We start from the raw sequence: 20,196 nt of genomic DNA, 5'->3' as shown, positions 1-20,196 counted from the left end.
CCTCAGATCGGGTGGGCTGGCTGCCCCGAGGGGCGATACCGGCACGTCACTGCGGCTCGCCCCCGGCATGGAGGAGCGGCGCGAGCAGAGCGACCGCCTCCTCCCAGGGGAAGCGGTCGGCCCCGCCGCCGGACTTCGGACGGTGGGGCTCGTAGCTGCCGATCAGCACGCCCATCTCCCGGAGCTCGTCGATGCTGCGCCGGTAGGCCCGGTGGGCGGCGAGCGCGGTGTTCACGTAGGGCAGCAGGACCGTGGGAATGCCCATGCCGGGGGCTTCGCAGAGGATGCCGAGCGCCAGGTTGTCGGCGAAGCCCGCGGCCCATTTGTTGACCGTGTTGAACGTGGCCGGCGCGACCGCGATGGCATCGGCCCGCGGGTAGGTCCGCGCCTCGCCGGGCGAACGCCAGGCGGACCTGACCGGGTACCCGGTCTGCTCCTCGACCGCCAGGGTGTCGAGGAACTCGACACCCTGCGGCGTGGCGATCACCCCGACCTCCCAGCCCCGTTCCTGCGCTGCGGTGATGAGTCTGCCGACGTCGCCGGCGATCCCGGCGGCGCACACGACGACGTACAGGAAGGGCTTGGACTGCGGCTCGGTCACGCGGGTACTCCCAGTCGGCGGCTGAAGTGGTGGAGCTCCGGCAGCGTACGTCGACGGTCCAGCGCGGCCATGTCGGCGACCAGCTCGCGGACGGCGGGACGGCGTACGTCCTGGGCGGCGCAGGTCTCGGCGATCCGCAGGGCCTGGTAGCCGTCGGCCAAGCGGCCCTGCTGGGCGTAGGCGCGGGCGGCCTCGATCCAGAGTGCGGCACGGCGCTCGGGGACCGGGATGTGGCGGTGCATGAGCGGGCGGGCCGCGTCGAGGGCGATGCCCGCGTCGCCGAAGGAGACCGCCGCGCTGATCCGGTGCAGGGTGACGTTCGTCGGGCTGAAGTTGGCCCAGGCGTCCGGGCGGTCGAGGGCGACGTACCGGGCCACCTCCTCCGCTTCGGCGAGGAACTCCGCTGTGGCGGCACGGTCGTCCGCGCGGCTCGCGGCCGTGGCTCCGCGCAGCAGGAGCAGCCCGAGGACGGCGAGGTGGTGCGGGGAGCGACGGTCGTACGAGCCGGTGAGCTGGGAAGCGGTGTGCCGGATCAGCGTGACGGCTTGTCCGGGGTGCTTCTCACGGACGAGGACGTGCGCGTGGAGCCGGACACTGGCGGCGACGACGAGGGGGTCACCGAAGCGTTCGGCCTCCGCCATGGCGCGGCCGACGGCCAGCCAGGCCGTTCCCGCGTCTCCCTGCTTGAGGAAGAGGCTGGCCGAGCTCTGGTAGGCCGTGGCGAGGAAGCGGGACACCTCCTCGGGCCGCGACGAGCTGCCGAGGGCATGACGCAGATCAGTGATCAGGCCGGGAAGCGTGCGCTCGAGTTCTGCGTAGTCGCACGTGGTCAGCAGCCTGCGGATGGAGGTGGCTCGTAGGCGGAGCCGATCCGTGGAGGCGGGCTCCGTCGTCGGGGCTGCGAGGACGCCGGGCAGGAGGGCCTGGACCAGCGCCGGGTGCGCGGCGGGCACGGGGGCGGCCAGCGCAGTGACGCCCGCGGCGAGGAAGGTACGGCGGCGCATGTCGTCTGTCTCCGGATCGTGGGGCTCTGCTTCCGGGCCGGCGTCAGCGAGCCCTAGCTGGACCGGCGGGATCCGCAGTACCCGGGCGACGTCGCGGAGGACCCGGATGTCGTCGGTTCCGCGTCCGCCCTCCAGGCGGCTGATCTTCGACTGGTGGTAACCCAGTTCAGCGGCCACGTCCGCTTGTGAGCGGCTCTGTAAGACCCTTGCCCGGCGAATCAGCACACCGATGCGGTGCGCCTCGCCCTGTGTGTCGGCCATCTGCGCCACGGCCCCTTCTGCCGAGACCGATCCTGCCTGCTCAACCGAGCCTATCGGTAGGGAAATTGCCCGCCATGCAGAACCTGCATGGACGATGCACGCCCTGCCCACGGCGTCGCGGGCAGCGCCCCCGGACCGGTTGCCTGGTGGAACCGCACCCCTCGAGGAGGCCGCCCATGGAAGTGCACGAGGTCACCCTGCCGGTGACGGGTACGCCGGAAGGCGCCGCCCGCGCCCGACGCACCGTGATGGACGAGGTCAATGGCTGGCGCCGAGGCGCGGTCACCGGCGAACTGCACGGAGCGGAGACCGTGGCGGGTGAGCTCCTGGCCAACGCCGTCCTGCACGGAGGTGCGGGGACCGCATCGATCACTGCTCGCCTGCGGGGTGACCGGCTGCGTTTCGAGGTCCGCGACCAGAGTGCGGCCGTCCCCCGGGAGCGCGCCGTCCACCCGGACTCCGAGCACGGACGGGGTCTGTTCCTCATCGCCGCTCTCGCCGACGAGCACGGCGTCGAGGAAGACGGCTCGGGCAAGTCGTGCTGGGCCGAATTCGACCTCGCCGCCCGACCAGCCCGCCCCACAACCTCCGTCTTCCTCCAACGTCTCGACCGAAGGAATTGATCGTGGCACTCACCCGAGCTTCGGCCTCGAACGCCGAAGTGATAGCCGTACGCCCCGGCAGCCCACTCGCCGGCTCCGTCACCGTCGACGGCTCCAAGAACGCCGCCCTTCCCATGCTGGCGACCGCGGCGGCCGTACGTCGGAACGTCCAGCTGGAGAACGTTCCGGCCAGCGCTGATGTCCAGGCGATGGTTGCCCTCCTCCAGGGAACCGGCTGGCACGTGGCACGAGCGGTCGCACGGCCGGACAACCTGTTGATCATGGCGCCCGAGAACGCGCCCGCCGTTCCCGACCTTACCCGCGCCTCGGCCATTCGGGCCTCGTACTACCTGGTGCCCGCCCTCCTCGCGTTACGGGGCACTGCCCGGCTGCCGTGGCCCGGCGGCTGCCGGATCGGTCAGCGCGGCATGGAGCTGCACTTCAAGGTGTACGAGGCGTTCGGCGACCACGTCACCGTCCAGGACGCCGGGTACGCCGTCGAGGCCAGCGGGCAGGGCAGCGGCGGCACGGTCTCGCACGCGCTGCCCTTCCGGTCGCGCGGCGCGACGATCGCCGCCGTGCTGCGGGCGGTCGTCGCCGACCGAGCGTTGCGCCTGGGGCGCCCTAACCTCTCGCCGGAAGTCCTGACCGTGCTCGATGCCCTCCGCTCGGCGGGTTGGCAGACCAAGGTGAGCGACCGGCTCCTCGCCCTCGATCCGGCACCCACACTCGCCGACAAGATTCCGGCCTGGCGCGTGCCGGGCGACAAGGTCGAGGCGGGAACCCTCGCCTGTGCCGTCGCCGCCACCGGCGGCAAAGCACGGATCGAAGGCATCCACGGCCGGGACCTCGTGCCGTTCCAGGCGGCGCTCCAGCGACTGGGCATCCCCACATCGGTACGGGGCGAGGCACTCCTCGTCGACGGCAGCAGCAACGCCGGCCCGACGGGCCGGCCGCTGCGGGCCATCGCCTCCCTTTCTCCTGGGGGCCTGGACGCGGACTTCGAACCGCCGCTGTTGGCCCTGGCCCTCGGGCGACCCGGCACCCACCTGTTCGCCGACTCGATCAACCCCGGCCGTCACGGCAACCTCCTGCCCCAGCTGGCGAGGCTCGGGGCCGACATCGAGGAGATCTCGCCCACCGAGTGCCGCCTGACCGGTCCGCAGCGCCTCACCGGAGCCGGTGTCGAAGCCACGGACATCCGCACCGGCTCCGCCCTCATGGTGGCCGCCCTGACCGCCCGCGGAATCACCACCCTCGGCGGGGTTGCCCAGCTGCGCCGGGGCCACGCCGACCTGCCCGGCAAGCTGCTCCAGCTCGGCGCCGACATCTGCGAGGTCGCCCCGTGACCGCAGGCCGTTCGATCCGGCAGATCCTCGCTACCACGGACGTGCACTCAGCCCTGGGCGCCGGCGCCTCCTTCCTCGGCCACCTCCACGAGGCACGGTCGGACAGCCTGCTCGTGGACTGCGGCGACTTCTTCGAGGGCACCGGCTACTACCGGCTCGGCAAGGGCACTCTCGAACGGGACGTCCTGCTCGGCCTGTACGACGTCATCGCCCCCGGAAACCACGGCTGGGCGCACTACTTCGAGCCCGCCCTCCACCAGCGGACCGTCTGCGCGAACGCAGTCGACGATTCGACCGGAACCCCGCTCTTCCCGCGCCTGCGCATCGTGGAGGTCGCGGGCCGATCCACGGCCTTCACCGGGGTAATCGGGCTCCAGGCGTTCGACTCGATCCCGGTCGCCCAACGGTCGGGGCAACGGGCCGTCGAGCCTGTGAAGGCCCTGCGCGAGCTGATGCTGGCGCACCACCACGAGGTCGACTCCTGGGTGCTCCTCAGCCACTCCGGCTTCGAGGAGGACCTCGGGCTCGCCGATGCCTGCCCCTTCCTGGACGTGATCTTCGCGGGCCACTGCCACAGCGATCACACGGGCCCAGCACGCATCGGCAGCACCCTCGTCCTGAAGGGCCGCGAGCTCGGCGTCGGCTACGCCGTCGCCACGTACACGCCCGACCGCTGGGCTGGCCGGACCGCCCTCTTCTCCGACACCGCGGACGCCACCCCGTCCGTCCTGCCACCCGAGCTGGCCTCCCTACGGGACCGGATCGCGGCGTTCGACGCACAGCTGGCCGAGCCGTTGGGCCGGATCGCGGAACCGTACCGGAACGAACAGCTCGATCGCCGGGCCATGGTCCAAGACCTGGCCGACCGGCTCCGGAGCGGCCTGGGCAGGGACGCCGTCGTCCTGAACGAGACCGCCCTCCGCACCACGATCCTGGGCGAAATCCTGACCACCGGCGATCTGCTGACCGTCGAGCCGTTCGCGAACTCCCTGGTCGAGGCCCGGATCGCACCAGCCCACCGTCACGACACCGAAGCCTTCCTCGCCCACCTCACCGAGCGGGTCGGGCCCCTCGTCACTTCTCCCGACCTGCTTCCGGCCGGGCTGACGAGCGTGCTGACCACCGACTACCTGGCCGACAGCTGCCTGGGCGGCCGGGCCCGTCCCACCGGCCTGAGCCTGGGCTCGGCGATCCGGAGCACCCTCACGAACGGAGACGACCAGTGATCCTGACCGGTCCGGAGATCATCTCCGCCTCGCGCGACGGGCGGCTGCGCATCGACCCCTTCTCCTCCTCCCAGGTCAACCCGAACAGCTACAACGTCCGCCTCGGATCCACCCTGCTGACCTACACGGAGGACGTCCTCGACTCCCACCGCCCCAACCCCACCCACCGCATCCAAGTCGGCGAGGGCGGCCACACCTTGCAGCCGGGCGAGCTGTACCTCGGACACACCGTGGAGGAAGTGGGCTCGGACCGCTTCGTCCCGCTGCTCTTCGGCCGCTCCTCCGTCGGCCGGCTCGGACTCTTCGTCGAGATCACCGCGCCCATCGGCGACATCGGCTTCCACGGTCAGTGGACCCTGATGCTCACTCCGACCCGCCCCGTCCGCGTATACGCCGGGATGAAGATCGGGCAGATCATGTTCTTCGTCTCGGAGGGCGCCATCGACCTGTACTCCGGCAAGTACCAGGCGTCCGCCGGGCCGCAGCCCTCCGCCTACTGGCGCGACCTCGCGCCCTCGGCGGTGACGCCGTGATCCTTACGGGACCGGCCATCGCCGCCGCCCGCGACGCGGGCCACATCACGATCGACCCGTACGAACCCGACCGCCTCTCCCCCAACGCCTACGACTGGCGCCTCGGCAGCACCCTCCGCGTCTGCCAGGGCGACTTGGACGCCGCCGCCCCCACCGCCTTCCGCGAACTCGCCCTCCCCGACGACGGCTACGTCCTCGAACCCGGCAACCTCTACCTCGGCCACACCCTGGAGCGGACCGGGTCCGAGACCTACGCCCAGCTCCTCAACGGCGACCGGACCACCGGCTGCCTCGGCATCTGGGTCCACATCTCCGCGCCCCTCGGACACCAGGGCCACGCCATCCGCTGGACCCTGGAGATCAGGGTCACCCGCCCCGTGCGCGTCCGACCCGGCATGACCTTCGGAAAGCTCGTCTTCCTCCGCACCCACGGCACGCCGGCCAGCTACCAGCAGCACGGCCTCAAGTACCGCACCAGCGAAGGCATCGAAACCTCCCGCCTCTACGAGGAGAACCCCGGAGGACGCCGGTGAACCGCCTCGTCGCCACCGCCCTCGACCTGCCCTACCCGAGCCCCGGCGGGAGCGTCGAGCTCTTCCTCGACCTCTACACCGGCGAGCGGCCCGCCGTCCCCGCCCGCGCCTTCATGCTCGCCCCCGACGGCCCCCGCCCCCGAACGCCCGCCGGCCTCGACCTCCTCCACGCCACCGGGAAGTGCATCGGCGGCGACCGCTTCAACCGGTACGTCACCGGCCTCCGTCACGCCCTCACGGCCGCCGTCGACCCGCAGCAGATCAGCGTGCTGCACCTCCACCACCTGGCCTTCGGCGCCACCCCGGCCCTGCTGCGCGCCTTTCCCCGCCACCCCCGCATCGCGTTCGTCCACGGCACCGACCTCCTGTACGCCGAGAACCACAGCACCCAGCTCCGCGTCCTGCGCGAGGCCGCGCTCGCAGCCGACTCGATCGTCGTCCCCACCCACGCGATGACCGACCGCCTGCTCAAGCTCGCCCCCAAGACCGACAGGCGCAAGATCGAGAAGATCCCCTGGGGCGTCCCCGACCAGCTCCTGAGCGCTCCACCGCCCCGACCCGCACGACGCCGCTCCAGCCACCTGCGCGTCCTCTTCGCAGGCCGCGTGAGCTCCGAGAAGGGCCTCGAACCCCTCCTCCAAGCCGTCGCGGCCACGCCCTCCATCGAGCTGAGCGTCGCCGCGCCCCGGTCCCAGTTCCAGGACCTCGTACCGGTCATCCGCCAGCACGGAGTACACGTCCGCTACCTCGGCTGGTTCCGCCGACAGCAGTTGTGGAAGGTCTTCGCCGACCACGACGTCCTGGCCGTGCCCTCCACCACCCTGGAGGCCATGGGCCTCGTCGCCCTCGAAGCCCAGGCCTGCGGCCTCCCCGTCCTCTACCAGCCCGTCCCCGGCCTCACCGAGGCACTCGCCGGCACCGGCATGGCCACGGACTTCACCACCCCCGCCACCGCGGCCCACGACCTCAACCGCCTCCGCACCACACCGGGCCTGCTCGAACTGCTCCGCGCGGCCGGCCGCACCAACGCCGCCCGCTTCCCCCTCAGCGCCACCGCCTCGGCCATCACCGAACTCGGCCGACGGCTCACCTGACACCACCCGTGGCGCAGTCGGGCCGACCCCTGACACGTCACTAGGCTGGCCAGCGGACCACCCGCGGCCGTACGACGATCGGGAGACCATGACCACGCCCTCCACCGCCCGTATCGAAGACCTCCTCAAGACCGGCGTGCGCAAGGAGGTCTACCCCGGCGCGGTGTGGGCGATCGGGGACGCCGACGGCGTCCGCGCGAGCGGAGCCGTCGGCCTCCTCGACCCCGACCGGCCCGACGAGCCCATGCGGCTGGACACCGTCTTCGACGTGGCAAGCCTCACCAAGATCCTCGCCGTCTGGTCCGCGATCGGCACGCTCGTCGAAGAGGGCAAGCTCGACCTCCACGCCCCGCTGGGCACCTTCTGGGACGAGGTAGCCGGCCACCCCCTGACCCGGGCCACGGCCCACCACCTCCTGACCCACACTGCGGGCCTGCCCCTGCGCGCCAACCTGAAGAACCTCTACGGCACCGACCCCCAGGACATCCGCGACGGCGTCCTCCACGAAGCCCTCCACCGCCCACCGGGCGAGGCCGTTGAGTACACCGACCGGGCCGCCCTCGTCCTGGGCTACCTCGCCGAGCGCCTGTCGGGCCACCCCCTGGACCGACTCGCCACCGACCGCGTCTGGCACCCCCTGGGCATGACCCGCACCCGCTTCGGCCCCCTCCCCGCCACCGAAGCTGCCCGCTGCGCCCCCACCGAGTACGACGACACCACCGGCACCCACCTCAAGGGCACCGCCCACGACTTCTCCGCCCGCCTCCTCGGTGGCGTGTGCGGCATCGCCGGCACCTTCTCCGTCCTCGACGACCTCGCCCTCTTCCTCCGCCACATGCTCGCCCCCACCCGGGCCGCCTTCGGCCCGACCTGGATCAAGGACTCCCTCCACCTCCAGACCGGTGCCCTCACCCCCGCCCGTGGGCTCTTCTGGCACCCAGCCCCCGGGACCGACCCCATCGAGGACGTCTGGGTCCACTACGGCTTCACTGGCACCGGCATGTGGGTCTCCCCCGCCCAGGAAAGGTGGGCAGTACTGCTGACCAACAAGCTCTACTACACCCGCGACCGCCAGCCGCTGAGCGATGTCCGTGACGCCTTCCGCCAGGAGTCATTTACCTGACGCTACCGGGCGGCCCAAAGCAGTCCGCCGCTGTCATTGACCACAAGCGGCTTCAAGGACGAGGACTCGTGGCCCTGCTGGACACAAGTGGCGCAAAAGAAGCGTCGCTGACTCCTGCTAACGATCGAGACGTTGAGGCCCTGTTCCCACATGCTTCACCCGCGCCTATTCTCGCGATCAAGCAGCGAGGGGGAGGGCGCGTGGCAGGCGAAGCGACAAGCTGGCAGAAGGAACAGATCAGCCGCGCGTACGTACACGCACTCGCTTCCCAAGGCGGTTACACCGTGGGGGAGTGGAACGTCGACAAAGACGGTGTGGACGTCACTCTCCGGGATCGCGGCCTAATGGTCGACTTTCAGCTCAAGTGCACGCAGAGTCCACGGGTCATCCGAGGCGGGTACAGCTTCGACCTAGATGTCGAGACGTACGACAAGCTGCGCAGCACGGAACGCTCGGCACCTGGGCACCTGGTGCTCTTGGTGGTGCCACCCAACCTCGAACTCTGGGTCACCCAGCACTCGGATTCCGTCGTGCTCGCCTGCCACGGATATTGGGCCTGCTTGCACGGTCGTCACTCGGTGGCCAGCCGTGCCACGACCGCGATCAGCCTCCCGGAGGAGCAACAGCTCTCGGTGAAGTCCATGCGCGGCATGTTCGACATGGCGCGCAGCATTCTTCTCTCCGGCAGCGCGGGGGTGCACTGACATGGCTACCGATACGCTTCCCTTCGGACCTGACGAGATCCGCAGCTATCTCAAGGTCACCGGCTGGTCCACGGTGTCCGGCAGTGACGTGGCCGAGCTCTGGCGCCTGCCGGGGCCCGCCGAGGAAGTCGTACTCGTTCCCATGAAACCGGGCGCACCAGACTTCGGGAAGCGCGCACGTATGCTCGTCGAAGACCTGGCGCGTGTCAGCGCCGAAGACACGCGGACCGTGCAGGACGCCATCGCATCCATCTTTCACGACGTCACGGACCTCAGGGCCTCCCACCCCACCATCCGCGACGGATCCATTCCCCTTGACGCCGGTTTCGAGTTGTTCCAGTCCGCCAAGCGCCTTCGCGTGGCATCGGCCGCGGCCACCATCCGCCGTCAGGGCCACTTTCGGAACTTTCCCACGCGCGCCCGGGAACAGGCCCGCGACGTCCGCCTCGGACAGACTCGCAAGGGCTCGTACATCGTGCCCATCATCAGCCAAGCACGGTCGCCGCTGGACGTGTACGAGCGGGGACAGCAACAGATCGACATCGAGGTCGAGGAGACGCTCTTCGACCGACGAGTCACCGCGACCATGTCACGCGCCCTGGGTGTGCTGGAGGAAATGGCTGGTGCCGAGCGGGTCCCCACTCCCAGCGAGATTACGGATTCCATCGGAGAAGGCGTCTCGTACGAGCTGTGCCAAGCTCTCTCGAAGGTTGTGAACAGCGAAGCGGTCGACAGACTGGACGTTACCTTCCACTGGTCCCGCGTCGCGGCAGCTCCACCCGGCACTCCACGTGAAGTCGAGTTCAACCACGATGCCATCGCGATCGTAGAACGGGTGTCCGATCAGCTCAAGACGAGCGTCTACAGTCGCGAGAACGTGATCTTCGGCTTGGTCACCCACCTGAACCGACATCCGGACGACGAGACAGGCAAGGTGGGCGTCCAAGCCCTTATCCAGCGACGCAGCCGCACGGTCTGGATGGACCTCCCTGACGCTGGCTACCACGAGGCAGTGCGGTGCCATGACTCCGGAACCCCCGTACGTGTCCGTGGGGTGCTCAACTGCCCGCCCGGAGGATCCGCCACCATGCAGGTCGCCGACTTCGGGCCAGATCCGTCCCTGGGGCAGTAGCCGCTCGCACCTATTGCCGAACACTGACGAGGCGTGCCTTATCAGTCCCTTCTCTGGCAGCCCCGGCAGCCCCGGGGAGCGGCCTGGTGCCACGGTCGGGACAAGTAAGCTGCTTGTCAGACATGACGGGGAGAGCGATGCAGTACTGCGAACGCCACGAAATGCACAACTGCGCAGACTGCGCTCCCAGCACACCGCGCAGCAGCACACCCACCAGTGAATGGGACGGCTGGCCGGCGGCTGCGATCATCATCCACGCCAGCGGCAAGGCCCACCTGCCCGGCTGCACGCACATCGTCCCGGCCGACATCCAGCCACCCCGCTATGGCTGGGTCCCCGCCCCGTCCCGTCCCCCGGGGCATGGCGCCGTCTCGCGCCCTCCAACCCTCTCCACGCCACCCAGGGCAACCCCGAGCGAGCGGCTGTGAGCCGCTGCGAGAGCTGCGACGCGACGCAATAGGGACGCTTGACCCGGGCGCCATGGCCTCTTGCACGCGTGCTCCTGCCTGCCTCTTGGGTCAGGGGTGGGTCTCGTGTCGTCCACCCCTGACCCCAAGGGATCTCTCGTAGCCAGGACACGCTCAGTCCATGTCGGGCAAGATCGGATAGGTACGCCAGACATCCGACCAAAGCAAGGGGTCACCGCCTTGAACGCGTCCACGGTCCAGAATGCCCGTCGCTTGGTCGCCCTCTTTGCCACAGAAGACCCCGAGATGACTGCGCGGGAGCTACTCAAGCGCATCGACGAGTTGGCCGAGAGCATCAGCTCGGTCACCGAGCGGTCAAAGTGTCGCAACTGCCGGAAGCCCATTGAGCTGGGCCCCGGCGAAGACAACTGGGTCCATTGCAACCCTGCCCGCAACCGGGGCTGCAGGGCAGCGTCCTTCGACTACGACGCCGAGTCTGCGTGGGACGAGTCTCTGGCCCGCTCTTGGAAGGCCCAGCCTTCGGCCTGAGATACGGCCGGCGCGGATGTCGTCCCCGACGCCCTCCAGCTATCCGCTAGCGGGTGCAATCATATGCAAGGGCGACATACCAACCAGGCCCCGACCGCGGGCATTCCAGGCGGCTCGTGCCTCTTCCTCACCACCACCGCGAGGGTGTGCCCCAAACCATGCCCTTGAGGACGATCAACAGTCGTCCGGGTGTGCATGATCGCAGCCGACTCTCCCACGTCTCGCGTGATCCTCACAGGACAAACCGCGTTGTCAGCGGGTCTGCTTAGCCTTGAACGACCAGCAAAGGCTTGCCGCTAGGGAAGGAGCAGCCGATATGGCGGAGCGTGGGGGGCAGGCTGCTGCCTTCGGATTTCAGTACCAATATCTCGTCACGTTGGAGGAGCTACTGGCCACCGCTGAAGGGCTGCGCCCGGGCGTACGTGCCGCACTAATCGAACCAACGTGCACCATCGGAGGGGCAGTCCACGACACAGACGCGATCGACTTCGATTTGGTGGGTGACGGCCGTTCCCCCGTGCTGGCGGCACAAGTGAAATCAGGAGGCCCTGGCACCGAGCTGTCCGCCCCGGCCGCCTTTGCCGTACTCGTGCGGATGATCAAGGCCAGGCCGAGGGCCAAGACCTACAGCTTGATCACGAATATGAGATTGCATGCCAAGGCCGTTCACCTGAACCGCCTCCTGGGCCTGACCGATCCTGAGGAGTTGCGACTGAAGCTGGCCACGCTTCTGGAGCGAAGCCCGAAACAGGAAGAGAACATGCACAGCCTTAGCCACGACGAGTTGTTGCGGTTGAGTCGCGCTCGCATCGTGCCTGATTCCCGCGAGCCTCATGAGCTGCGCGAACACCTGCGGGAGCGTATCAGGAGGTTTCGCTCGAAGCAGCGCAGCGGCCTCGGCCTGCGTTCGGCAGGGCGCATGACCAATCACCTGGTGTCGGAGATCTTCCGAAGGGCCTGCGGTGAGTTCGACGGTGTGCTGACCCTGGATGAATTCCGTTCCGAACTGCTGACAGAGTCCACTCACCTCGCCCACGACTTGGGGAACTTCGACTGGGGCATCATGGTCGGGCCCGTCCCTTCGCAGCCGGATCTACCCAGGCCTGAACTGCTGGCGCGCATGCACCGGGCGCTCACTGAGTCACCCGAGGACCGAGTGGTACGAAGTTGTGCCGTGCTGGGCCTGTCCGGGATCGGGAAGACCAGTGCCGCTGCCGCGTATGCCCACGACGTTGCGGATTCGTACGACCAGATCTTCTGGCTCGATGCGGAAAGCGATGCAGCTCTGGTTGCCTCCTACCGCATCTTGCACGATTGGCTCGCGCCGCAGCACGAGCAGGCGAGCATGGACTCCGGGGTCCTGCAGAACAGGGTGCGCTCCCTCCTGAGCGCGCTCCCAGGCCGATGGCTCATGGTCGTCGACAACGCATCGGACCGTCGCCGACTCCTCCCTTGGTTGCCCACCAGTGGACGAGGCCAAGTGATCATCACTTCCACCAACCAGAGTAGCTGGGCAACCCACCCACGGCGGGTGAACGTCGCACAGCTCACCACCGACGAGGCCGTCTCATTGGTCCGACTGCGCCTGTCCGCGGACGACGTCCTATGGAGCGAGACGCATGAGCAGGCGGCAACCGAGCTGGTGCGGAACCTGGAGCACTGGCCTCTGGCCATCGAGCTGGCCTGTGGTTACCTGGCCGGCTGTGGGCTCGGCCTCGCGGAGGTACCGCGCTACCTGGAGATCATCCGTGGTCGAGCGCTGGACGACGAGCAGTCAGTCCCGCCCGATTACCCTCGCACGCTGGTCGCGGCCATCCTGGTGGCACTGCAGCGGATCGGCCGTGCTGCGAAGGACGAGCGGGAGCAGGACACATCGAGCGCGGCGCTCGCGTCGATCATCACTGCCTCGTACATGGCCTCCCGCCAAATCCCGCTCCAGCTCCTGGTCGCTGCGGCCGTGCTATCGAAGGAGTCCGTCCTGCGCAGTGGCCTGAAGGGGCCGATGGTGATGGTCGAGTCGCCTGGGAACTCGCTCAGCGTGTTGGAGATCCACCGGGCCCTGCGGAGCGAGTCCCTCGTCCAGCGAGGTGAACCACTCAGTGCAGGCGCCCCGCATCGACAGGACGGGCCGGATCACAACCACGAGCTCGACGAGACGATCAGCATCAACGAGATCGTGCAGCATGTCGTACGAGGACGGCTGGAAGGCTCCGGCGACATGGAGCGGATCCTAAGCCGCGCTGCCTTTCACACCCAAGGCTGGCTCGCGGAGTTCATCGACAACGAGGACGAACACCGCATGCACCAGCTGGTTCCCCATGCACAAAGCCTCGCCGGACACGCCCTTCGGCTCGGGATCAGCTCCGACGATCTTGCCGTCCTGTACGGCAACCTCGGCGGGGCCCACTTCCGTACGGGAAGCCTGGATGAAGCCCGGATCTGCTTCGAGTCGGAGTTGGCCATCCTCATGGCCCGCACGGTCCCGGCACCCGTGCTCGAACTCAAGACACGGGTGCCCCTCGTTGATCTGATGAGGAAGCAGGGTGCACGACTGGACGAATTGGTCCCGAACCTGAAGCGCATCCGCGAGCTAGCGCTCCAGATCGCGGAATCCCGTCCGGCCGATGTGGTCAACGCGGTCGCCAACGTCCTGGCCATGCTCCGTACTGCAACACATCGCGAGGTGCCGGGCGAGCCGGTTGCCCGTCTGATCACCGACCTGCGAGCGCTTGCCGAACGACTCCCCACCACGGCTGTCTCCGAGTTCCTCGCCGACATCGAGCGGATCACACAGGCCTTGAGCGACAAGAAGCTGCCCGACCACGAGATCGAGCAACGCTGTCGGACACTGTTGGACGACCCTCGGCTTCCCGTGGTGCTGCGGATCAATGTCATCGCCCTGCTGGCGGAGGCTCTCGCGTTCCAGAAATGCTGGGCTGGGACTGAGGCGGAACTCGCGAAGCTCGCCACCTTCGCGACAACTTCGAAACTGGACCCCATGCCCATCGCGACGGCCGTACACAACGTCGGCTTGCAAGTCGGCATGGCCTTCATCCAGAACGACATCGCCGCCCGTCCTGTGCTCCGGAAGCTGGTGGAGATCATCAACCACCCCGATGGGGAACGTCTGGCCAGAGAGCCCGACCAGCCTTTGAAGCTACTGGTTCTGCGCCTCCTGGGCGCCGTCGATCGTGGCGACCGGACCGAGATCAAGGCGCTCCTTGCAGCGCTCAAAGCGGCGGACAAGTCCCTGCTCAACGCAGCGCACGAGATCGGGTGGCGGCTGATCGCCTCCGTGGCTGCCATGACAGCCACTGCAGCCCTTTCTGATTGAACCGATGAAATTGATCTGAGAAGCCGCTACTCGACAGCCCCATCCGAGGCACAGCTTCGGCTCTCGTCGGGGAGGGGGCGTTCTACGCCTCCACCACACTGGGCGGCGGGCGCCGCCGGACCAGTACGAGTCGCACGACCCGGTGTAGGTCGCGTCCGCGGGGCGCCGCCCCCTCGGGTGCGCAGCCGGAACGGGCTCGCCGACAGGCCGAGCGGCCCCAGCAGGACGCAGAAGGGGAGACGGCCAGTCGATGTGGCGTAGCCCACCGTGCACAGTCGCCCACTGGCCAGCGGTGAGTCGTCTCCGAGACTCTCCGCTGGGGAGAATCTGGGGAGAATAAAGTCCCGTTGGGGAGCGGCTGGGGAGGTTCGGCCGTACAAACGGGCAGCACCGCGAAAGGGCCTGAAAGGCGGATCGTCGCAGGTCGGGGCGCCTGCGCAGACGGTTTCCGCAGGTCAGCGGGGTGAGGGTGACGACTTCAAGAAGATCTCCTCGTGGGCCGCCATCCTCTTCTCGCCCACCCTGGTCGGGACGATCTACGGCATGAACTTCGAGGCCATGCCCGAGCTGAGCTGGAGTTTCGGGTACCCCTTCGCGATTCTGCTGATGGCTTTGGTGTGTACGAGTCTGTACGTGATCTTCAAGAAGCGGGATTGGCTGTAGCGAATCCCGAGAGAGGGAACGGTGTGCCGGCGTAGTAGCGGCGGCAGGTGCGGAGCATGCCTTCTGGGGAGAGGGTGAACACGTCTACGAAGTCGTGGTGTTGGGGGGCCAGTCTGCCCATGGCGACCACGCAGTCCCCGTCGGCGACGATGCGTGTGATGAGGTGGCGGGCTCCGGGTGGGCGGGGGCCCTCCAGTTCCGCGTCGAGGGCGCCAGCGTCCAGGAGTGAGCCGTAGCCGTCGAGGTCTCCCGCGTCGAGGTAGTCGTAGGCGAGGCGTACGTGGTCCACCCCGGAATCGGTGACGACACGGCTCGGATCACGCCGTCCGGTGTACCGGCTGTCCATCGAGGGGTCCTTTCCTGCGGCCGCTCCGCGCGGTCGCGGTCCAGCGGTGCGGGGCGGTGGGAACAGCTTCCGGGAGGGTCGCAACTCGCCGCTATCGCGCCCCTATCACGCGGCCTGAGTGAACCGCCCCTGGCGTGCGGAAAGGCCCCGCGCAAGGCTCCGGCCTGCGGAGACGGGGCTGCGGGTGCCGGAGGTCCGGAGGGCGATTTTCGGCCAACGACGCTTCATCGCCACGAAATCTCCACGCCATGGACAACAGCTCGTACGTTCGCAAGACTGGCCGGGCGCTCAACCACCTCACAAGCGCGGCTCCAGCTGGGAGACTCATGACCGTTTCGCCCGGCGGGGCACAGCACGCTCTCGAACCGGTGGCCTTCCGGATCCTCGGACCCCTCTCGGTCATCGGCGCGGCCGGCCCCGTCCGCGTACCGCCGGGACGGCAGGAGGTCATCCTGGCCGCGCTCCTGCTGGAGGCCGACCGCGTCGTCAGCACCGACTACCTGGTGGACCTGATCTGGGAGGACGAGCCCCCGGACACCGCCCGCACCCAGGTCCAGATCTGCGTCTCGCGGCTGCGGAAGCTGTTCACCAAGGCGGGGGTCGCCGCCGCCATCACCACGCGTCCGCCCGGGTACGTGCTCAAGACCGAGGGTGAACTCGTCGACTCCGTGCTGTTCGCCCGGCGGGTCGCCGACGCCCGGGTCGCCGCCCGGCAGGGACGTTTGGGTATGGCCGCCGAACTCCTGCGACAGGGAGGGGAGTTGTGGGAGGGGGCCTGCCTCAGCGGGATCCCCAGCGAGACCCTGCGGGGCAAGGCCCTGCAGCTCGACGAGGAGCGGATGACGGCCACCGAGACGCGCATCGAGCTGGAGCTCGACCTCGGCCGCCACCACCAGCTGGTCGCGGAGGTCCAGAACCTGGTGCGCCAGGAGCCGCTCCGCGAGCGGCTGCGCGGGCAGCTGATGCTGGCCCTGTACCGGTCGGGCCGGCAGGCCGAGGCACTGGAGACCTACCGGGTCGGGCGGGAACTCCTCGTGGAGGAGCTGGGCCTGGAGCCCGGCAGTGAACTCCGGGGGCTGGAGGCGGCGATCCTCTCCGGCGAGGTGCCGCCCGCGCCGGGTCCGGAGGGCGGAGCGGGCGGTTCTGGTGCGGACGAGGGGCCGGGGGGCGGGGCGTCAGGGCTGGGAGCGGCCGCGGGAACGGGGGCCGGGGTCGGGGCCGGGTTGGCGGGAACGGGGGCCGGGGTCGGGGCCGGGTTGGCGGGAACGGGCTTGCGCGGGGCGGAGGTCGTGTCGCGTGCTGTCGGCCGCCCGCCTGGTGCCGAGGGGACGGCGCCGGACCCCGGTGCGCCCGAATCCGGGGGCGCCGACCCGGTGGGGCCGGCGGTCACCGCCGAAGAGGTGCCGCGGCAGCTGCCCGCCGACACCTCCGACTTCGTCGGGGACGAGCAGCAGCTCGGGGCGGTCGAGCGGATCCTGCTCGGGGAGGACGGGCGGCGCGCCGTGGGGCTGGCCGTGATCGTCGGCAAGCCCGGCACCGGCAAGTCCACGCTGGCCACCCACCTGGGCCACCGGCTCGGTGAACACGCTTTTCCGGATGGCCAGTTGTACTGCGACCTGCGCGGCACCACGGGATCCCCGGCCACCGCCGCGGAGGTGCTCGGCCGCTTCCTGCGGGCCCTGGGCATCCCCGGCCCGGTGATCCCCGAGTCCCAGGACGAGCGGGCCGAGATGTACCGCACCCTGCTGGCCCGGCGCCGGGTCCTGGTGGTCCTCGACGACGCCGCCTCCGAGAGCCAGGTGTGGCCCCTGCTTCCCGGCAGCAGCCGGTGCGCCGTTCTGGTCACCAGCCGGGTCCGGCTCACGGCACTGCCGGGGGCGCACCGCGTCGAGCTGGACGTGATGGACACCGAGCGGGCCCTGGAGCTGCTGGGCCGGGTGATCGGCGGGGACCGGCTGGGGCGGGAGCGGGTGGCCGCGGAGGCGTTGATCCGCACGGTGGGGGGGCTGCCGCTGGCCCTGCGGATCGTGGCGGCGCGACTCGCGGCCCGGCCGCACTGGAGCCTGGCCTCGATGGTGCAGCGACTGGCCAACGAGCGTTACCGGCTGGACGAGTTGACGCACGGCGAGATGACCATGCGGGCGAGCCTGTCGCTGACCCACGACGGGCTGGGGGGCGAGGACCGGCGGCTGCTGCGGCTGCTGAGCCTCGCCCAGGGTCCGACCCTGCCGGGCTGGCTGGCCGGGGCGCTCCTCGACGACCACCGGCCCTTCCCGTCGGACCTGTTCGAGCCGTTGGTGGACGTGCAGATGCTGGACGTGGTGGGCGTGGAGTCCACCGGCGGTTTCCGGTACCGCTTCCACGAGATCATCCGGGTGTTCGCCCGGGAGCAGCTGGCCCTCAACGACGAACACGCCGTGCAGACGGCGGCGTTGGAGCGGATGCTGGGCGGCTGGCTGTCGCTGGCCGAGCAGGCGCACCGGCGGATCTACGGCGGCGACTTCACGGTGCTGCACGGCACGGCCCCGCGCTGGGTGCCGCCGGAGAGCTGCGTCTCGGAGCTGCTGGTGAATCCGCTGGAGTGGCTGGACAGCGAGCACGCCAACCTGGTGCAGGCCGTGGAGCATTCGGCGCGGGCCGGGATGGACGAGCTGTGCTGGGACCTGACGGCGACGCTGGCCACGCTGTTCGAGGGCAAGGGGTACTTCGACGACTGGGAGCGGACCCACCAGCTGGCCCTGGAGTGCGTGCGCGCGGCGGGGAACACGCGGGGCACGGCGGCCCTGCTGAGTTCGCTGGGCGTGCTCTACCTGGGGCGCAGCCAGCACGAGGAGTCTCGGGCCGCGCTGGCCTCGGCGCTGGACCTGTTCCAGGAGGTCGGGGACCGGCAGGGGCTGGCGCTCTGCCACCGGGACCTGGCGCTGCTGGAGCGGATGCGGGGGGACGAGGAGCGGGCGCTGACCCTGTACGACCGGGCGCTGCGGGATTTCGACCAGGTCGGTGACGTGGTGGGCCGGGCCATCGTGCTGACCCAGAGCGCGCACATCTGGATGCGCCGGGGCCAGGTCGCGGCGGCGCAGTCCCGGCTGGACGAGGCCCTGGGCATCTACCGTTCGGTGGGGTACACCGGCGGGCAGGCGCGGACCCTGCGGCGGGCCGGCCAGCTGCAGCAGGGGCAGGGGGAGCACGAGCGGGCGGTGCGGACCTTCATCGAGGTCCTGGAGTTGTGCCGGGACGACGGTGACGTGATCGGCGAGGGCCACCTGCTGCGGGACCTGGGGAACGCGCACGCCGAGCTGGGGCGCCGGGAGGCGGCCCGGGGCTTCTACGCGCAGGCCCTGACGGTCCGCGAGCAGATCATGGACCACGCCGGGGCGGCGCTGGTCCGGCTGGACCTGGCGCGGCTGCTGTCCTCGGGGGGCGCAGCGGACCGGGCGCGGGCGCGGGAGCTGCTGGAGACGGCGGTGCGGGCGTTCCGTGACCGGCGGATGGCGCCGGAACTGGCCCAGGCGGAGCGGATGCTCGACGCGGTGGGCCCGCTACGGGCGGCCGTGGTGCCGGCGGTGCCCGTGGTGCCCGTGGGGTCGGAGTCGGCGGCCGGGGTGCGTCTGCTGGGGCCGGTGGCCGGTGCGGGCCTGCTGTCCGGGGGCGGCCCGGTGTCCGGCGCGATGTCCCTGGGCTGACCGCCTGCGGCGCGGGGGCGCCGGGCGGCGCCGGGGTGGTCGGCCCGCGCGGGCTGCCGCGGACTGCCGCGGGGCCGGGGCCGGGGTAGTGCGGGGCCGGGGCCGGGGGCCGGGGGCCGTTGGCTGTGCCGGTCGTACCGGCGGCCGAGGGCCGTTGGCTGTGCCGGTCATAACGGGGGCCGAGGGCTGGGGGCCGGAGGTCGTACTCCGTCGTACCGGATCCGGGCCTGGAGGTCAGAAGGCCGGAAGCCTGCACCCTGGTGCCGGAGGGGGCAAAAGCCGGGGGCCGGAAGCCTAGAGCCGGGCCAGGGGCCGAGGGACCGAGGGACCGAGGGGAGGTAGCCGAAGGCCGGGGGCCGGGGGCCGGGGGCCGGGTGCCGAAGGCCGGGGGCCGAGAGCTGGAAGCCGGAAGCCGGCGACTGGGGCCGGGAGCCGAAGGTCGGAGGCCGGAGGCCGGAGGCCGAGAGCCGGGGGCAAAGGGCCGGGGGCAAAGGGCCGGGAGCCGAGAGCCTGAGGTCAAGAGGCAGAGGCCGAGGGCAAAGGGCCGAGAGCCGGAAGCCGAAGGCCAACGGGGCCCAAGAGCCAACAGCCGGGACCGCGAGCCGGAGGCTGAGAGCCGGGCCCGTCAGTCGGAGGCCGGGGGCCGGCAAACGGGACCGAGAGGCGGGACCGCGAGCCGGGGCCGAGGGCGGGGGCGGAGAGCCGGAAGCCGGAAGCCGGAAGCCGAAGACTGGAGGCCGAAGGTCGGAGCCGGGAGCCGAGGGCCGGAGGTATAGGACCGACGCCCGGGAGCCGCAGGCCAAGGGCCAATGGCCGGGAGCCTGAGCCGGGAGCCTGAGCCGGGAGCCGGAGGCCGGAGCCGAGGGCCGCAGCCGAGAGCCGGGCCAGAGGCCGGGGCCGAGAGCCGGGACCGATGGTCGGAGTCGGGAACCCAGGGCCGGGTGGCGGAGTCGGGAACCGAGGGCCGGAGCCGGAGACCGAGGGCCGGGAGCCGGAGGCCGGAGCCGGAGGCCGGGGGCCGGGGGCCGGGGGCCGGGGGCCGGGGCCCCGAG

At 70.2% G+C, this 20,196-nt stretch carries 14 protein-coding genes and 1 pseudogene; 12 read left to right on the top strand and 3 right to left on the bottom strand.

Features of this window, described 5'->3' with window-relative positions; genetic code table 11:
* Window positions 1-46: 46 nt before the first annotated feature.
* Both ACFVXK_RS15425 and ACFVXK_RS15420 read right to left on the bottom strand, forming a co-directional pair.
* Window positions 47-601, bottom strand: a complete 555-nt coding sequence (locus tag ACFVXK_RS15425) for a flavoprotein (RefSeq protein ID WP_389612020.1) — start codon at window positions 599-601, stop codon at window positions 47-49.
* Window positions 598-1,866 (bottom strand): helix-turn-helix domain-containing protein, encoded by a 1,269-nt coding sequence (locus tag ACFVXK_RS15420; protein ID WP_389612019.1) that lies wholly within the window; start codon window positions 1,864-1,866, stop codon window positions 598-600. The genes ACFVXK_RS15425 and ACFVXK_RS15420 overlap by 4 nt, the downstream gene beginning before the upstream one ends.
* Window positions 1,867-2,042: 176 nt before the next feature.
* Here ACFVXK_RS15420 and ACFVXK_RS15415 point away from each other — a divergent pair, with 176 nt between their 5' ends.
* From ACFVXK_RS15415 to ACFVXK_RS15365, 11 genes and pseudogenes are all read left to right on the top strand, one after another.
* Window positions 2,043-2,489, top strand: coding sequence for an ATP-binding protein (locus tag ACFVXK_RS15415; protein WP_389612018.1), 447 nt, complete (start codon window positions 2,043-2,045; stop codon window positions 2,487-2,489).
* A 2-nt stretch (window positions 2,490-2,491) separates the two neighbouring features.
* Window positions 2,492-3,817 carry a UDP-N-acetylglucosamine 1-carboxyvinyltransferase gene (locus tag ACFVXK_RS15410; RefSeq protein ID WP_389612017.1) on the top strand — a complete coding sequence of 442 codons (1,326 nt, stop codon included), beginning with the start codon at window positions 2,492-2,494 and terminating at the stop codon, window positions 3,815-3,817.
* A complete protein-coding gene (locus tag ACFVXK_RS15405; RefSeq protein ID WP_389612016.1) occupies window positions 3,814-5,043 on the top strand; it encodes a metallophosphoesterase in 1,230 nt (409 codons plus the stop codon). The genes ACFVXK_RS15410 and ACFVXK_RS15405 overlap by 4 nt, the downstream gene beginning before the upstream one ends.
* Window positions 5,040-5,576 carry a dCTP deaminase gene (gene dcd / locus ACFVXK_RS15400; protein WP_389612015.1) on the top strand — a complete coding sequence of 179 codons (537 nt, stop codon included), beginning with the start codon at window positions 5,040-5,042 and terminating at the stop codon, window positions 5,574-5,576. The genes ACFVXK_RS15405 and dcd overlap by 4 nt, the downstream gene beginning before the upstream one ends.
* A complete protein-coding gene (locus tag ACFVXK_RS15395; protein ID WP_389612014.1) occupies window positions 5,573-6,109 on the top strand; it encodes a deoxycytidine triphosphate deaminase in 537 nt (178 codons plus the stop codon). The genes dcd and ACFVXK_RS15395 overlap by 4 nt, the downstream gene beginning before the upstream one ends.
* Window positions 6,106-7,203, top strand: coding sequence for a glycosyltransferase family 4 protein (locus tag ACFVXK_RS15390; protein WP_389612013.1), 1,098 nt, complete (start codon window positions 6,106-6,108; stop codon window positions 7,201-7,203). Before ACFVXK_RS15395 ends, ACFVXK_RS15390 begins: the two co-directional genes overlap by 4 nt.
* Window positions 7,204-7,291: 88 nt before the next feature.
* A complete protein-coding gene (locus ACFVXK_RS15385; protein ID WP_389612012.1) occupies window positions 7,292-8,326 on the top strand; it encodes a serine hydrolase domain-containing protein in 1,035 nt (344 codons plus the stop codon).
* 68 nt (window positions 8,327-8,394) lie between these two features.
* Complete coding sequence (locus ACFVXK_RS15380; protein WP_260618521.1) at window positions 8,395-9,030, top strand: DUF4365 domain-containing protein; 636 nt, start codon at window positions 8,395-8,397, stop codon at window positions 9,028-9,030.
* Between the two features lies 1 nt (window position 9,031).
* Window positions 9,032-10,162: a hypothetical protein gene (locus ACFVXK_RS15375; protein WP_125818015.1), complete on the top strand. Its 1,131-nt coding sequence runs from the start codon at window positions 9,032-9,034 to the stop codon at window positions 10,160-10,162.
* Window positions 10,163-11,434: 1,272 nt separating this feature from the next.
* Window positions 11,435-14,452, top strand: a complete 3,018-nt coding sequence (locus tag ACFVXK_RS15370) for an NB-ARC domain-containing protein (RefSeq protein ID WP_389612011.1) — start codon at window positions 11,435-11,437, stop codon at window positions 14,450-14,452.
* A gap of 477 nt (window positions 14,453-14,929) precedes the next feature.
* Window positions 14,930-15,115 (top strand): annotated as a pseudogene (locus tag ACFVXK_RS15365) (CorA family divalent cation transporter); the annotation flags it as partial.
* Here ACFVXK_RS15365 and ACFVXK_RS15360 read toward each other — a convergent pair.
* Window positions 15,093-15,461, bottom strand: a complete 369-nt coding sequence (locus ACFVXK_RS15360) for a nuclear transport factor 2 family protein (RefSeq protein WP_389612010.1) — start codon at window positions 15,459-15,461, stop codon at window positions 15,093-15,095. The pseudogene ACFVXK_RS15365 and the gene ACFVXK_RS15360 overlap by 23 nt on opposite strands.
* Window positions 15,462-15,787: 326 nt before the next feature.
* Here ACFVXK_RS15360 and ACFVXK_RS15355 point away from each other — a divergent pair, with 326 nt between their 5' ends.
* Window positions 15,788-19,144 (top strand): BTAD domain-containing putative transcriptional regulator, encoded by a 3,357-nt coding sequence (locus tag ACFVXK_RS15355; RefSeq protein ID WP_389612009.1) that lies wholly within the window; start codon window positions 15,788-15,790, stop codon window positions 19,142-19,144.
* Window positions 19,145-20,196: the final 1,052 nt, after the last annotated feature.

Source organism: Streptomyces sp. NPDC058157, assembly GCF_042884105.1.
Taxonomy (GTDB): domain Bacteria; phylum Actinomycetota; class Actinomycetes; order Streptomycetales; family Streptomycetaceae; genus Streptomyces.
Note: the sequence above shows the minus strand (reverse complement) of the source record. Positions and strands in the feature narration are given on the sequence as shown.

Bases quoted from the DNA above. Each gene is read 5' to 3' on its own strand.
- ACFVXK_RS15385 (WP_389612012.1), top strand. From the start codon at position 7,292: ATGACCACGCCCTCCACCGCCCGTATCGAAGACCTCCTCAAGACCGGC.
- ACFVXK_RS15415 (WP_389612018.1), top strand. From the start codon at position 2,043: ATGGAAGTGCACGAGGTCACCCTGCCGGTGACGGGTACGCCGGAAGGC.
- ACFVXK_RS15375 (WP_125818015.1), top strand. From the start codon at position 9,032: ATGGCTACCGATACGCTTCCCTTCGGACCTGACGAGATCCGCAGCTAT.
- ACFVXK_RS15355 (WP_389612009.1), top strand. From the start codon at position 15,788: ATGACCGTTTCGCCCGGCGGGGCACAGCACGCTCTCGAACCGGTGGCC.
- ACFVXK_RS15370 (WP_389612011.1), top strand. From the start codon at position 11,435: ATGGCGGAGCGTGGGGGGCAGGCTGCTGCCTTCGGATTTCAGTACCAA.
- ACFVXK_RS15420 (WP_389612019.1), bottom strand. From the start codon at position 1,866: ATGGCCGACACACAGGGCGAGGCGCACCGCATCGGTGTGCTGATTCGC.
- ACFVXK_RS15360 (WP_389612010.1), bottom strand. From the start codon at position 15,461: ATGGACAGCCGGTACACCGGACGGCGTGATCCGAGCCGTGTCGTCACC.